The sequence below is a fragment of the Lacrimispora sp. YZC11 genome, assembly GCF_057543815.1.
Genome location: NZ_BAAJYQ010000002.1, coordinates 107,551 through 125,143 on the forward strand (window position 1 = coordinate 107,551; position 17,593 = coordinate 125,143).

Consider the following 17,593-nt stretch of genomic DNA (forward strand, 5'->3'; position numbering starts at 1 on the left):
ACCCTTTGTACCTTTAGAATAACACGAATTTTTAAAGTTGTCAAATCGGAGATTTTAAAATAGATTTAAAGGAGGATATGAGTATGAAAAAGAAATTATTAGTGGCAGCGATGTCAGCAGTGTTAATGATTGGAATAGCAATAACATCCTTTGCGGATACGTATGATCCGCAATACCCCTTAAAAGGCCATATGGAATCTTGGTTTGTCCAGAGTCCAGTTACTGGTACAACTGCATGGAAGAGTGACCCGGATAACTTCTTCTTCGTATCCAATAATCGTTTTCAGTATGCTATGGATCTAGCCATAAGAAACAGAGATCCTTATTCTCTAACCTATTTTAGAGATGGTATGGAATTAGCTGCTATTGCAAAACTAACAGATTATCCTGCCACGGGATTGGATGGCGTAGACCAAGAAAAGTTAGAACGTCTAACAACAGAAATTCGAAACTTTTTGAATAGCTTTGACTGGAGAAATTCCTCTGATTATGAAAAGGTGGTACAGATTGCAAAGAGAATTACAAAGGCGGATTATGTAAATCAGGACGGAACACAGTATTCTTACAGTTGTTTAGTGGACGGAAAAGCAAATTGTGATGGATATACAAATGCGGCTCGTTTACTAGCTGCCTGTGTCGGATTGCCTGTAAGTGGACTTGGTCCAGGCAATCATATTTATCCTGCGTTTTTAGTGGATGGTGTGTGGTTAGCTTATGAGCCAACCAGTAAAGATAATTACTTTACTGTAGCAGATGTCTATTCACCAACTATTTATTTAAGTGGTGAACCGCAATTAGCAAAATTAGGGGAGTACTGTGAGGCTACTGGCTACGAAATCCCATCAAGTGTGGAAGGAAAGTTCCCTAATGTCACTTATGGATACATTTATGGGGAACGTGCTCCGTTTATCAAATTTAAATAAGTATTGAATATTACATTACAAAGAAAAGCTATCGGTTAATCATAATCGGTAGCTTTTTTTTGTTCAAAACAATTAGAAATAATAATAATAAGGAGAATAGATGATCAGAAGTTGGAAGAGAGGTACAAAATTAAATCAGAAAATTGCTACGCTACTTGCAATAGTCTTATTGTTGACACCTATATTTACCTATTTACCGCCTGGTATCTTTAATTCCTGGGGCTTTAGTTTGAAGTTTGTCAGTTTAGGACAAGCTGGACATCCGTATCTTATGGGAAGGGCTCCCGGTGATAATAGGGATAAATGGTTTTTATGTATGAACCCAGGAGCCTCGGCGTATAGCAATTACGATTATTCTAAGATTGACGCAGATATTGATTATTACAAAGGAACCATAGAACAAAAAAGGCTATTCTGGGCATATATATTTGGGTTTGATAGTCATGATGGAAATCTTTCTCTTACTGATAAATTTGGTCATATTAGCCCGGAAGAAGCAAGAGATGTAGCATGGTCGAAAGGAAAGAGTAATGGTGGGTCGGACAAGGTAGAAAGCTATGCAAATGACGGTTTTATGTCGTTGGAAAACATCCCCGCTGGTTGTAAAAACCCAAAGGATATCCTTGAGTTGGTCGGTAAATATAATTCCGAGAGTAAGGCCATGTATATCAATGATTTGAGGAGTGGACCCGGGCAGATAGATACAACAAAGTTGTATGAATTAACTGGCCTTACAGATTGGGAAACATTTAAGAAATATTGCAGTATTGACGCTGTAACTCCAGGTCTGGTCATTAACACGGAAGGACAGAATCTTACCTGGAGCTATCCTAACGCTCCAGCTGGGCAAAAACCAACCGAAGCTGTTATGAAGATTAGTTATAATCCAACAATTTTTAGGGTACTGGAAGTTACAGGCACCTTGGAGTATTTTCAATGTAATGTTCCAGGTTCCCAGCAGCTTTATCGGGCAAAAGGAAATGTATTAGAGAAAAACTGTGAATTTTATCTCACGACAAAATACAGCGCAAATGCACCTAATCCGACACCTGGCGATGTTGGAGAGATATCATTAAAAGTTTACCAGCACAACGAAACCTTTGAATCTAATTATAAAGTTGAACTGGAAAAAAGAGATTACGAAACAGGTAATCCTTTACAGGGTTCTACATGGCAGGTTTTGGAACATTTCGATGATAGTCAGTTAAATGATGATGAATCAGATGGTGGAATCATCGAAGATAACATGAGAGAAGACCCAACAACCTGGCAGGATTGGCTGGTGTTTGACGATGACCTGGTAACTGATGCCAGTGGGCGAGTTTCACATAAAGATACCCGCTTTTACGATTTTGGTCATGCCTATTGCAATGGCCATCCAATTCCCCCGGAACCGCAAATTGATGAATCGGAAGGTGGAGAAGGAGAGGAAGGGAGCGGTGAAGCCGATGAAGCGGCAGAAGAGTATGAAAGATTAATGGAGGTATGGCAAGCGGCAGTAGACGAATGTGAAGCACGTGCGACAGCCAGTGGAGGAACATTCCATCACTGGGAATGCGGTAGTGAAGAGGAGCCGTCTGAGGATGAAGCTTTTGAAGCATCAGGCTGTAAAGATGCAAGAGATAATGCTTATCAAACCTTTATTAATCTTGAGTATGACTACACGTTCAGGGAAACCAAGCCAAGGGATGGCTATATCATTCATGATCCGGGACATCCGGATGATGTTCCGATTGAAATCATCACGACAGCGGCATCTGAATCCGGAAAGGCTAAAAAGTGGAAAAGTGCCAGTAATGCAGATATCAGAGTTAGTGGATATGTCCGTAACCTGACAAAGGGCGGCTCAAGTGACATCGAGGGCTTTTCAGGATTAGCAATGCGGAGCTTTGCAGCTAACGTGGAAATTCCTGGATTAGAGGATTCCAACCTGTTAGATGAAAGTGAATTCTTACTTGATGATAATGATACCAATGTCGCAAGTCCGTCTACATATGCTGAAGCTCCTGAGGAAAGCGGAGATTTAATCATGAAAGAAACCTATGACCTCCCATTGGGAGATAGAATCATCAACAAATTACTTAAGTTTATAGGGCTTCCTACTGCCTTTGCAGAGGAAAAGGAGATAACCGTTAAACTTACTGCTAAGGATGATGAAGAATTATATGATGAGGAGTTTGATGCGGAAGAGGAAGAAGAATTTCCGGATGAGTATTTCGATGATGATGCTACTCCATCACAGGCTAGGAAAAACTTTATGAACCTTTCATTAAGCTCTGCATTAGCAAAAAAAAATAATAACCTGGCAACAGACTCTGAAGCATCTATTCCTAAGGAAGAAAGAGGAATAAGGCAAATTAGTCTTTTGGCAGAAAATACTGATGAAGAACTAGTTATGACAACAATACTTGGTACCAGTGCTCTCAGCAGAGCTTCCAAGGGGATTGAAGAAGGAGAAGAGGACAGCCAACCGGAAGTAGTAAAAGGACCGAGTAATAATACGGCCCATACCTTTAAAGTATACGATCACCGTGTACCAGGACAGGTTCATTTCAATAAGAAAGATATGGAATTAAAGGCTGGGGAGTCTGGAAATTATGATTCCTATGGAGATTCCCAGGGAGATGTAACCTTAGAAGGTGCGGTATACGGTTTGTTTGTGGCAGATCCTATTTACGGACCAGATACACAACGGGATGACAGTGGAAATGTAACATCCGGTATCGGAGTGGTATTTGATGCAAATGATCTTGTCGCAGTCGCAGCCACAGATAAAAATGGGGAAGGTTCCTTCTTAACGATAACGGAAAGACCTCATAGTATCTATAATTATAAAGCAGGAAAGATCCAGTACACCGGAAAAGGGTATCCGGAGAACCTGTATGTAAAGGACGGATATGAAAAGGCTCAGCCGCAGGAAGAAAAGGGCCGTATCTACAAAGATAATAAGACCATGAATGGGGACAGCTGGATCGGAAGACCTTTGCTTCTTGGTAATTACTATATCAAAGAGCTTTCCCGTTCCGAAGGATATGAACTTTCCATTACCGGAAAGGATATGGAGGTTACGAATGCAGAAAAAAGTACCCGTGGGTCCTATGGTGACACGGCTGATGCAAAGGTAGCTCCGGTAGGATCTGCATGGATATCAAAGCAGCTATATAATGCAGTTACTTTCCCGGAGGGAAATGAGGCTTATGGAAATAAGGAGAACTTACTTCTTCTTGAAACAAAATCAAAGGATGCCACAAATGGCTATAATGTAGTGCTTGACGGGATTCCGGAAGGAGCAGATGTTTATCTCAATAACGTTACATTGAAACCTGTAGTGATCCAGCAAGTAGATGGAGGAACGTATGTTGATGCAGAGGAAGCACCTTTTTATCTGACGGCAGAATCAGACTCTGTTTATAAGCGTGACATCAATGGATACATGATTGAGAAACCAGGGGTTACTGCAAGTATAAAAATTCCATACGAAGCAGTCGGAACTGAAGCAGATAAACTTCCTACGGAAGGAACAGCTACGGCCAGTGATCCTGCAAAGTTTACCAGCACTTTTACGAGCTCAGATAGCAACGTGAAATATGTAAAAGCCGAATTGGAGCAGATGATGCGTAACTCTCTCCATATGGAAACTCCGAAAGATGGTGATTATTCCACGGTAGATGCCCCTATCTATGATGAGAACCGGACTGTGAATGGTAAAACTGTTTATGGCAAACCGGAGATGGTTCTTGAGATCGATAATGTCACGACTAATAAGTCAATTATCGAAGCAATTTTAAACTATTACATCAACGAAAAGGTATTCACCTATGGCGGACTTCAAAAAATTGAATACAGTGGCGGAAAAGCCATTGTAACGGTCGTTGTAGAAATGAATCCGGGGAGAACCTTACTGTATCAGACAAATTCCAGAGGTGACATTGTTGCTGCTTACTTAACAAAGCTGAATACAACCTACGGAAGATATGTCATTAGAAAGTATACAGGGAATGAATTAAATGCCGCAGAAGTTGGTAATACAGGCAAATATATAATCAACGTGACACCAGATTATGAAGTGGGTGATGATGGAATCCCAACGGACAAAACCATGTACCCGACAGATATCGAGAGATACCTCCGTTATGCTGCAGGAGAAACCCTTTACGATTACTGGTATTTAAATGGCGACACTTACTTAGGCCATACTCCCGTAACCAGGAAAGTCTGGGAGCCGAATTACAAAGAGGTCATTGTAAATGAGGAGAATGTAAGCTCTTCTAAAATACCAAAGGTTAATTCCATGGAAGAAGTGGCTGACCGGGTGGGCAGCACCTATTATTACTATGACAAGGTTGCAAAGCAGTACATCATTCATGTTGGCTCAAAAGATATGGACCTTACCGGAGTAAAATCAGGTAACTTTACAATCGCACTTAATAATGGAAAGACCGTTGTAACAAATGAAGATATAAGTAAGATCGGTTCAAATAATGTGTGGGGGTATACGGCCGGGGCCAGCATATCCAATGCAGAATATGTAATCCGTGTTTCCGGAGCAGGTGCAGGAGTCTCTACTTCCGTAGAATTTGATTCGAATAAGACTTTCATTAAGAATCAGCATTTGATTTGCAATGGATATCAAGATCTGCTTGAGGACGGAAATACAAGAGAAACACCAACCCCTGTGCTGGAACGTATCATCGGACAGCAGATTAAGGTAACAAAGACCATTGATGAAAAAACATACGACAACACCAACTCCTATGCTGAAGTCCATGATGACTGGTTTACCAGAACCTTTGGCGGGCGACTTGGAAGGGACACAGTGGCCAAGAAGATGGATAACTTCCGCTTTAAGGTGTACCTAAAATCAAACCTGGAACGACTTTACCGTGACAATGATGGAAATGTAATCTGGCAGGACAGGCTGGGGAATGAAATTAATGTGATTGATCAAAATGAGAAATTCCCGGCTCTGGTAAACAAGGTTTTCACAAAAGTGCAGCACGTCACCTCTCCTTTATATAAAGACTCAGAGGATGCAATCGTAAGTAATAACACCTTGTACAGTTATACGAATGGTTTTATTATCGGAAACCAGAATAACGGCTATACTTCCGTACTGGAAACTATATCGGCAAAGGCGGATAGCAGTGCTGGTGCAAGAATCGTTTCTTTTTACAATTATGACAAGTTCTTCGATGCCATAATTGTGGCCAATGATGATAAGTGGGACCGTACAGAAAACGGCAGCTCATCCTTTAAGCCCTTTGCCTTACTAAAGAAGCTCCTATTCGGAACAAGCGGGGCAGAAAAGCAGTATCCAGCGGTACACAATAATCCAGAAATTATGAATCATAGCAACACATCGGATATAGCTGCAGATAATGCCCTACGTTCTGATAACGTTCGCCAGTTTGCAATTACTTGGTATCTGGATGACGAAGTGGCAAAGATGGTGAAAAAAAATCAGGCCGGAGAAACGGAAAGCGCCACAGATGGCAATGCTTATTCCGATGAAGTTTACGACAAAGCCCTTTCAGAAGCTATACGAAAGGCAGAAAACTATTTAAAACCCTTCTTTGCACATGACCTTGACCGGATTTATTCCATTGAATGGGACAGTGCACAGGACGGTGGCTCAGATACAGATCTCACAACACTTTCAGCTGATACGCTTTACGGAGACGTTTCCGGAAGCAGCGACGGTTATTATTTCGCCACATCGAAATATCTGCCATACGGAACCTATGTAGTGGCAGAACAGCAGCCGAAGTTCAGTAATCTGGGGGATTTAAAGAACAAACATTACCAGATTGATAAGCCAAGAGAAGTCTTTCTCCCGTCGGTATATGCGGATTATGATGGCTCCCAGGCTACACCGGAGGTGACTAATAATTATTACAATTATTCTGCCAGCATAACACAGCCAGATATGGAGAGTAAATTCAAGATCCGTTTCAATGAGGAGAGTATAAACATAATCAAGGGCAGGAATGCGGAGGGTGACTTTGAAGTTTATAAGTATGGCATGGACATTGACAACATCAGAAACGGTGCAACGGGGACAGGATCAGGAGACTATTTTGCACTGAGCCAGAACGGATTCAAGCCATATAAAAACTACTACAATGAGCAGGACAACCGGACCACTGGAAATGTTCCCTATTACCTGTCTGAGGGCTTAAGCGGAAGAGAAGCGGTATCAAAATACTACCGTTACAGTTCCGTGACAGAAAACAAAGGTATTGCAAATGATGTTCCATTCCCAGGGGGAACCATTACAGAGAGCAATGATGCTGGAATCCAGTACAAAGATAATGTGACGACCATGCAAGGTGTACAGATTGCGTATGATGGAAAATATGCCCCTATGCTTGTGCCGTGGACGGTCGTGGCCTCTGACAATGCAGTTACAGAGATAGCAGACAGCGCCCTTTCACCAAATGGAGAGAGTTCATATAAAGGCTTTGGGTATACGAAGTTTCGAAACAGTTTTTACAAAGCAAAGCTGAGGATTGAAAAGCTGGATTCAGAAACAGGGGAAAACCTTCTCCATGACGGTGCTTTGTTTGCCCTTTATGCAGCATCCAGGGAGGATGGGGAAAATGCGGACGGCCTGGTGAAGTTTTATGAAACGGATACCCGAATCGAAGGATCAAAAGAATTTTTAGAAGCTATGGGAGCCAAAAATATTACCCTGGAAGGGAATGCCTGGAGGGGAACTGTCCCGGCAGGAACACCCATATGTAAGGAATCAGAACAAGTGATACTTTCCGATCAGGAAGGAAGAAGGACCGGACAGTTTGAAGCCTTTACAATCACCAGGGACGGCCTTCAGGCCAAGGAAGAGGATCTAACAAAAACCACCTACCAGGATCAGAATACCGGATATTTAATTACTCCACAGCCTCTTGGATCCGGGACCTATGTCCTATGTGAAATTAAGCCTCCAGCTGGATATGTTAGGACAGAGGCAGTAGCCATAGAAATTTATTCCGACAGAATCACCTATTACCTGGATGGAAACCGGGATAACCGGGTGGCGGCAGCTATATATGAGGATCAGACAGGGGATGTGTCAACCGTAGACATGGCCAGAATCTATGTAGGAAATACCCCGGTACGCTTGGAGGTATCCAAAATCAAGGACTCTGAACAGAAGGTCACATACAAAACCGACACCAGGCTAGAAGGGACAGAGCTGGAACTAAAACAGAAGTATGGAACAGAAAACTTGGAATTGGCTTACAAGAACGGAACTTACTTAGGCTATGGCTGGTACAAAGGTACCCTGGAATACTTAGAATCCAGAAAGGCCGCTGGAGAGGATGCAGAGCCAGTCTATATAGATGGCGTGTTTGCAGGTTATGGACTGATATCCAGGCCATTAGATACCGCAGACGATAATAACCGCTACGTGGCCGGGGCACAAATGACGCTTTATGATGCCATAGAAATCAAGGAAAACGGGGATAGTGGTGATTATGGATATGATGGTGTGAAGGTAGAAAGGGACCGCAACAACAACGTCCAAAAGATACAGGTATTAACGGGATACGCTGGAACTACCATTGAATTTATCCGAGAGGAGGATGAGGAAGGAAGTTTAAACGGAGAGCCAGGAGAAGGAACCTGGACTTACCGGACGATAGAGCGAGGGGATACGGATATTTTTTTCTATTCCCTTGGTGAGCTAAAGATAACGGAAACCGGAGCAGACGGAAAGCATTACGGTTATGACCGAAATGGGAACCGGGTGCAGGCGAAAAACCGGGAATCCATCTACGTGCTGAAAGCCGGTCAGCCTGTCTTTGAATTGACCGGCGGAGATTTAACTACGGCAAAATATTCTTTATTAGACAAAAAGATCACCTTAAGTCCAGGTACCATCCTCTATCACCTTGACAGCAATGGAAACCGTGATGCGTATGTAGATCCAACCACCGGCATGGCCTATGCCAAAGAAGGAGAAAAAATCCTGATATGGCCGGTAAAGGTGTCTCGGACAAATACCGGAGCGGTTATTGCCAGGGAAAAAATTAAAACTTGGAGAATTGCTACCATCAACGCCGATACTGATCAGGAATACATCACAGGGACTTATAACGGAAATCGTTTTAATAAAAACATGAATCCTGTCCTGAACGGCCATGGCCTACCAGAATATTACCAGAGATCAGCTGCAACTTATAAAAAGGGTGATCCTATCTATGACATAGACGGTGATTACGTCCGTTACAAATACGATGACCTTCTTCCGGCCTATAACAACGCTGCCTACAAGATCAATAACAAAACCACCATGGAAGATGTCGGGATGGAAGAAAATATCACGGACGATAAGAAGCTTTATCACCGCCAGGGAGAATCCTGGATTATGGAAAACACCTGGACTACCGGAGAGAAATACCCCAATGATCCATTTAAAGCAGATATGACTGTAGGACAGGCTGATATGGTTAAACGAGTAATTCCAGGGACCTACATAATGGAGGAGTTGAAAGCTCCTTCAGGCTATACCAAGGGCTTCCCGGAAGGTGTTACCGTTATGGAAACCAGGGAAATCCAAAAGTCTGGTATGGAGGATGAGAAGATCAAGGTGGAAATCGTAAAGACCGATGCACCAGATCAGTACCGGATTGATGTACTCAGCGATTATCAAGATGAACTTATGATCACGGAACCGAAGGGAGCCTACAGTTATGGTCAGGTTTCCGGGGCGCATTTGACACTCTATAAAGCAAAGCGGGTTTATACCACGGACAGCGTAACCTATCCGAAAGGCTACTATTTTATAAGGGCAGAAAGTAAACCGGCAGAATGGACGGTAGAAAATACCGCTGATAATGCTCCGGTGAGAATCGTGGCCGACTGGATCACAGATGGGACCCCGAAATACTTTGAGGGAATCCCTGCTGGGGATTATATCCTAGAGGAGATAGAAGCAGCTAGTGGCTATGTCCGAAGCTCCATGGAACTTACGGTAAATGCTACCGGAGAAGTACAGACTGTAAATCTAAAGAACGACCATACCAAGCTGGAAATCTATAAGTATTATGAGGATAGCACCGGAAAAAAGGTGCAGCTTCCTAACAGCCATGCAGCTGGCCTGGCTCTATATGAAGCAAAATCAGATAAAGACGGAAATATTTTGATGGATGGAGGGATGCCAGTATATGACGAGGAAAAGAGAGTAGTAGGGTGGACAACCGATGACTTGACCGAGTATACAGATAAAACAGAAAAAAGTACTGGTTTTATAGACCGCATAAAGGATCTCCTTGGCCTGGCAGAAAATCAGTCCAGTTTTATCACAGACTTTGAAGCAGCTTACCAAGAGAAAGGGGAGGGCCTTATCTCCCTCACATGGTACACAAAAGGTGGGGAACGGACGGCAGAGCGCAGCGAAAGTCTCCAGACTGGAAAGGGAGAAGGTACCATACAGACTTGGGTCACTGATACCGGAAAAAAAGTCCGGATTACCATTTACCGGAATGTAAAGAATGGTGCACTTGATCCGGGCGGAAAGCTCCCCTTGAATTTTGAGTATCAGTTTAATTACGAAGTATCAGGAGGGATTAAGAGCTACGATACTTTAGAGGGAATGCACCGGGTTGATTATTTACCCTTTAATGCAGTAAAAGACGGGAAGATGGTAGGAAATTACGCCCTGGTGGAAGAAAAAACGCCGGTTGGTTTTGAAACAGCGGACCCCAAGGCCCTTACCTTGACCGAAACCGGGGCTGTGCAGAGATTCAGCTTTGAAAACGAGGAAAAGTACATCAATGTCTTGAAGGTGGTAACGGACGGAACAAATGAGTATGCCGCAGAGGACGCAGAACTGGTCCTTTACCGGGCCGATGAAGCCGGAAACTTTGTGGAAGATGAAGCTCATCTCATAGAAACCTGGATATCCGGATTAGACGGAAGATATACGGAAAATGATAGATTTAACGGCGACATCCCGGAAGGATTTTCTGTAGGAGATTTAAAGCCTCATCGGATTGATAAAACCCCTTATGGGACCTATTATATCGCAGAACTTACGCCTCCAGCCTATATGCAGAAAGCCGAGCCAGTAAAAATCACCGTAGGAGCAGAAAAAATCCCTGTTTATCGGGTGGTCAATACCCCAACCGTTGGGAAGCTGGAAATCAAAAAGAAAGCATCCGATACCGGAGAAGGACTGGAAAACGCCCGGTTTAAGGTAACGAGCAAGGGTACCGGGGCTGTCTGGTACATGGCAACCGGCACAGATGGAAAGGCGGAAATAACCGGACTTCCGGTGGGTATGGTGCATACAGACGGAACCATAAAACCTTTCACTTATGCCATTGAAGAAATTTCCCCACCGGACTTTTACCAGATCTCCGAAGGAATGAAGAAGTTCCAGTTTGATGGGAAAGGGATCGGAAAAGAAGTACTTTATACCTGTGAAATTGAGAACCAACCAACAAAAATTCAATTTAAAAAGACAAATTTTGATAATGGGATGGCTGTGGAAGGTGCAGAAATAGCTGTGTATGAGGCAGTGGTCATTGATGGAGAGTACCAAAAGAATGGAGAAGCCATTGAGACTTTCGTTTCCGGACCGGACGGCTTTACCCTGACAAAAAAGCTGTCAGCGAACCGGGTTTACATCATGGAAGAGCTAAAAGCCCCAGCAGGATATGCCCTTTCAAAGCTAGTAATCTTTACCTTAAATAAAGCTGGAACGGGAATCCGGAATGTATCAAATGATTTTAGTATTTTAAAGCTGGCCAGTGACAATGGCGCTATTGATGCCCTGACTGTCACCGCAAGAGTCCCTGTAAAAGTATATACCGTATTAAAAGACTTAGACGCAGGAACCGAGCTTCCTCCCTTTATTGGAACAGGAAGCGGCCAGTCCGTAACAGCAGAGGAGGGCATCATAAACGGTCATCTATATGAGATTACCGAGTATACAAAGTACTCCGATGGCAGGATGAAAAAGTCCTTTAAGGAAACGAAACGGATTTATTTTGGTGAAAACGGATCCTGCACTATTCCTTCCAGAACTTATCTGGAAACCAGACAAGAGCTGGCCGATGTAGAAGGAAACGTCCTTGCAAGCTGGACTGTCAATGAGGACAACCATGATTATACCATCAAGAATCCAGTTACCAGGGAAGTCCCTATAGTACAAATAACAAGCAGCGTAGGAGCGGATCACAGTGCAGTAAAAACTGGAAGTGTCATAAAATACACGGTTTCCTATACCAATCCTTACAACCATCCGGCAGATGTCCGGATCAAGGCGGTCCTTAAAGATGGGCTTGATTATTTAAGATCCACAGATTACGGAGTAGAGGAAAACGGAATTGTTACCTGGGACATTACGGATATCGCCGCCCATGAAAGCGATACTGTAGACCTGGTGGCAGTGGTCAATGGTGAAACAGGAACGCAGACAAAGGCGTATTTTGAAACAAAGGTGGAGGCAGTAACAAAGCGTACTGTTCTCATCAATCCCATTGCTTCGGATGGTTCCATTACCATCATAAACAAGCTGACTGGTACCGGAAAGGATCAGGCTGACGAATTTATCTTCCATGTAAGGCTTATGGACGCTGCTGGAAAAACCTTAACCGGATACCAGGCATACTGCGGTTCATCGGAGGGACGGATCAAAGGAGAAGGAAATATTACGATAACCGGTGATGGTTTTATTATCTTTGACAGGCTGCCCTACGGGACCAGATATGAGATCGCACAGGAGCCAAAAGATGGCTATGACAGTGTGCTACGCTCTACCGAGCAAACAGAAGGAGGAACGATAACAGGAGAGGTCTCAAAGGTCATACAGAGCGCAGTATTTAAAAACAACCGGAATAATGAAACAATCCGGGAGATCCTGACGGCAGGAGGAAGCTACCGGATCACGGAAACCACAACGTACAGTGACGGAAGCAGCCTTACAAGTGGAGTATACAGATTTCAGTTAAATGTTACCGGTATGGTTGATAACGTGGATATGGAGGATCGGCCGGTACATTTATATTTTAACAAAATGGATGCAGGAACCGGAGAAGAACTTATTGGAGGAATCTACAGCCTTATAGACGGAGAAACAGGAACAGTGATCCATGAATTTACCAAAGAGAAAGGAGAGAAGGTTTCCATTCCGGCAGAGTTCATTACACCAGGAAAGCACTACATCATAAAGGAAGAACGCTCCCCGGAAGGTTATGCCTATGAAAAAGAGATCCGCTTCACGGCAGAGGATAGCGGAATCCCGGAAACCATTATCATGCAGGATAAAATGACAGAAGTAGAAATCAAAAAGGTAGATGAGGAAACGGGTGAGCTTTTAACCGGAGGACGTTTTTCTATTCGGGAAAAAGAAACTGGCACTGTTATTAAGACCTTTACACCAGAGGGAAAACCATATCTTTTAAAGGGGCTATTAACTGCCGGAGCTGACTATGAATTGGTGGAAGAAGAACCGCCGGCCGGTTTCGCCTTTAGCAAGAAGGTAACCTTCACCGTTCCCAAGGAACCAGGAGCAATCACGGTAATTATGAAAGATAAGAAAACAGAGATTCTGATTAAAAAACTCGACGGTTCTCTTTTAACTGCAACCTCATCAGATGCCGCCGGCCAATTGCCAGGAAGTATCCTTCAAATTTTAAATGAGGATAAAACCCCAACCAAGGTACTTAGGGCTGGCAATGGATTAAAGGCCGGAGATGACCTTATCTTTTCTACCGGCCAGCAGTTTGAAGAAATAAAAGGCCAGCTGGAATCCGGGAGAAATTACTGGCTCCACGAAGTCAGCCCTGCAGATGGATACGGTTACGCAGAAGATGTTCCCTTTACTGTCAGCTTAAACGGAGTCATGAATACGGTAATTATGAAAGACAATCCGACTCATGTGATTCTGTCAAAAAAAGCGATTACAGGCAATGAGGAGCTTCCAGGGAATCATATGGGCATAAAAGATAAGACAGGAAACATTATGGAGGAATGGATATCTGGGGAACAACCTCATGAACTCATTGCAAAATTAAAAGCAGGAGAGCGTTATTGGCTCCACGAAATCCTCCCTGCAGATGGGTATGCTTATGCGAAAGATGTATCTTTTACTGTCAGCCAAAACGGAAGAATTGATATGGTCGAGATGAAAAATGAAGTCACTGCGGTCCGACTTATCAAAGTAGATACATCCGGAAAAATTTTAAAAGGAGCTGTTTTACAGGTATTGGATCAGCAAAGAAATGTAGTCATTCCAGACTTTGAAACAACAGATTTGGCTATAGAGATCACCGGAAGATTAACAGCAGGAAAAACTTATTATCTTCATGAAGTGAAAGCACCGTCAGGATATTTCCTTTCCGCTGATATAGCATTTACAGTACCAAACGCAGCAGAATTATTGGAAGTCACTATGACAGATTCAAAGAAGCAAAGTACTGACTTAAATAAAATGCATCTCTATAAGGTGGATGCATTAACGGGTCAAGGCATTAAAGGAGTGGAATTTTCCATTTACCGGCCTGACGGAAGCTTATACCTGACCGTTGATACAGGAAAGAATGGATATGCAATATTCGATATCCCGGCAAACGGAACCTATAACTACAAGGAAACAAAGGCAGCTCCTGGCTACCTTGCGGCAGATCATACCTATTCCTTTACCATTAAAAACGGTGAGGTATCAGAAAACAGTATAATAACGGTTGTAAATTACCCTTCTCAGGAAGTGCTGATCCAAAAGGCAGATGCTGTAACCAGGGAAAGATTGGCCGGAGCTGAATTGGAGATCAGAAATGAAGCTGGAATGCCGGTATTTACTGGAATAACAAATGAAAGCGGTCTATTATCATTCCAACCGCCGCACGTTGGCAAGTTTACGGTACATGAAATAAAAGCCCCGGAAGGATATAGAAAGACTGATACCTACCTGACTATTTATGTAACGGATGCCGGTACTGCAACAGGAGAATTTGTGATGTATAACAGTCCGGTATACGGCAAGAAAAAAGGCTTTATCACAGCAACATATCGATCAAATCTAAGCAGCCTTGGTATCATCAATTATAAAGGAAGAGGATTCTGGAGCTGGCTGAGCAGGCTGCCTAAAACAGGCGATATAGGACTGGACGGAGGATTGCTTTTACTAATAGGGCTGTCCGGTATTATATCCGGCATTGCTATCGTAAGGAGAAAAAGAGATAAAAAGGATGAATAATAAGCATAAGAAAGGTTTTATTGCCATGTTCCTTGCCGCACCTCTCAGTTTCGGGTGCGCAGGAATTGTACATGCGGAAGAAATGTTTGTTGAAATTAAAAAGGAGTATAGGACAACCATAAAAGACGAAGACGGAAGATCCCAGTTTAAAGATGTCTATGAAAAAGACGGAATGATATACCGGTTGAAATCTGTTCAGATCGATAAAGTGGAAGAAATAGCTCCGGGCGATACTGTAACATATGATTCCGCCCCCTTTGTTGGAAGTTTTGAGGAATATGCGCCGGAAGAAGCAATAGAGAGAAATGGAAAAAAATATATATTAAAAACCAGCGAGCTTACAAAAGTGATCACGGAGGAAACTACAAAATATTCAGAAGCTTCCATACGATACAAAGGAGTGGAATACATAGACGCCCTTCCGGAAGATGCGGAGGTCAAGGTAATATATGAAGATTTAAAGCAGGAATTAAAGGTAAGACTTCCTGCGGTTGATTATAAGGAGGAAGGCACTTACTGGGATTATAATTTTACATTTCCCATTACAGTGACCGGATATGATGGAGATTCATACATGCTGGGCCAGACTGAGATTTCTAATCGTTCCCCTTTAATAGACTATGGGGACCAGTTTCTGGATTATTTGAATTTGCCACCCCAATACTATAAAATTGCCAGAATCGAATGGGATGGGGATCCTGTACGAAAAGATGGAGAGATGATCCGGAAAGCGACCGCTTACGGCAGGAAACTGGTGAAAGATATCAGGGGAACCTATGGAGGGGATGTTACCTTCCCGTCTATAGACGCCAATATTTACCACGGAGCTTATATTGAGGAAGATGCAGAAAATCAAACAGGTCAGCTCATTTACCGAAAGCAGGCAACTGCAATCTACGAACGGCATGGTAGAATTGGATTATGGAATTTTTTAAAGTGGCTGTTGACAAATACCGTTACCTTATCAATCCTTACAATTTTACTTATCGTATTTATAATACTAGCCATTGTTAAAAAAAGAACAAAGAGGAAACGGAATGCAGAATGATATTCCCATTGTGCTTGTTAATGGTTCCCTGAACCTGCCCAACGTAAAGGGGATCATGGGACAACTGTAAAAATTCAAGGTTCAGCCCCTATTTGCCAGGCAGGTTTTATGCTGAAGCAGATAGGGGCTTTAGTATACAAAATATTAACATTGCGTTCCGGAGGAGAAGACTCTGGCGGCAATACTTGACAAAGGGACAGGTACTGCCCATAATAAGCATTAGATAGTAGAAGTTGTGAAGTAGCAGCAAAAGACGGGTGCATGATGAATTCAGGATTATTGAGGAGGATGAGTATGAAAGAGTATCGTTGGGCAACATTAGGCTGTGGAGAAATTGCCAGGCAGCTGGCAGAAAACATGAAGAAGCAGGGAAAAACTTTATTTGGGGTCGGAAACAGAACTTATGAAAATGCAGTTAAATTTGCAGAGACATACGGGGTTGAAAAAGTTTACCATAATGTCTATGATATGTTTCATGATGACGATGTGGATATTATTTATATTTCAACACCCCATAATACCCATATTACTTATTTAAAAGAGGCATTAAAGAATGGTAAGCACGTACTGTGTGAAAAGTCTATCACGTTGAATTCGGATGAGCTTGCTGAGGCGGTCAGTCTTGCGGAGAAAAACAACCTGGTGCTTGCCGAAGCGATGACCATTTATCATATGCCGATCTATAAAAAATTGCAGGAAATTGCGCAAAGCGGTCAACTGGGGCCTCTGCGCTTTATTCAGATGAACTTTGGAAGCTACAAGGATTATAATATGGAAAACAGGTTTTTCAGCCCTAACCTTGCCGGCGGAGCCCTGCTGGATATCGGAGTATACGCCATTTCCTTTGCAAGATGGTTTATGGCAGAGGCGCCGGACCAGATCCTGTCACAGGTGAAGCTTGCTCCCAGCGGTGTGGATGAACAGGCGGGAATCCTGCTAATGAACAATCAGCAGGAAATGGCTTCCATTTCGCTGTCCCTGCACGCAAAGCAGCCAAAGCGGGGAACAGTGGCTTTTGACAAAGGCTATATAGAAATTTATGAATATCCCAGGGCTGACAAGGCAGTGATTACTTATACGGAGGATAACCGCCGGGAGGTGATAGAAGCAGGAAATACCGATGATGCCCTGTTATATGAAATCCTGGATATGGAGAAAGCTGTTTCCGGAGAAACTGACGAAATGCGGCTGGAATATACGGTAGATGTCATGAATATGATGACTAAAATAAGGAATGACTGGAATATGAAGTATCCTGAGGAATTATAACCCATTCCCTTAAAAATGCGCGAGAAAATGGGATATCATTGACACTTTATCAAAGCAGGGATATACTCTTGTTACAGCCGGAAGGCTTCTTTCGGATCGGCTGCAAGAAGTTCTTCCTCAAGGGATTTTAAGATACGGGAGAATAAT

General features: G+C 43.0%; 4 protein-coding genes. All 4 read left to right on the top strand.

Going from position 1 to position 17,593, the window contains the following annotated elements:
• Positions 1-83: 83 nt before the first annotated feature.
• The 4 genes from AC27IJ_RS00490 to AC27IJ_RS00505 all read left to right on the top strand — a co-directional run bounded on the left by AC27IJ_RS00490 (position 84) and on the right by AC27IJ_RS00505 (position 17,446).
• Entirely contained in the window at positions 84-923 is an 840-nt protein-coding gene (locus AC27IJ_RS00490) for a transglutaminase-like domain-containing protein (RefSeq protein WP_313256964.1), read from the top strand.
• 100 nt (positions 924-1,023) lie between these two features.
• Positions 1,024-15,129 (top strand): SpaA isopeptide-forming pilin-related protein, encoded by a 14,106-nt coding sequence (locus tag AC27IJ_RS00495; RefSeq protein ID WP_487147248.1) that lies wholly within the window; start codon positions 1,024-1,026, stop codon positions 15,127-15,129.
• Positions 15,122-16,177 (top strand): hypothetical protein, encoded by a 1,056-nt coding sequence (locus AC27IJ_RS00500; protein ID WP_487147249.1) that lies wholly within the window; start codon positions 15,122-15,124, stop codon positions 16,175-16,177. Before AC27IJ_RS00495 ends, AC27IJ_RS00500 begins: the two co-directional genes overlap by 8 nt.
• A gap of 294 nt (positions 16,178-16,471) precedes the next feature.
• Positions 16,472-17,446, top strand: coding sequence for a Gfo/Idh/MocA family protein (locus tag AC27IJ_RS00505; protein ID WP_312502765.1), 975 nt, complete (start codon positions 16,472-16,474; stop codon positions 17,444-17,446).
• The last annotated feature ends 147 nt before the right edge of the window (positions 17,447-17,593 follow it).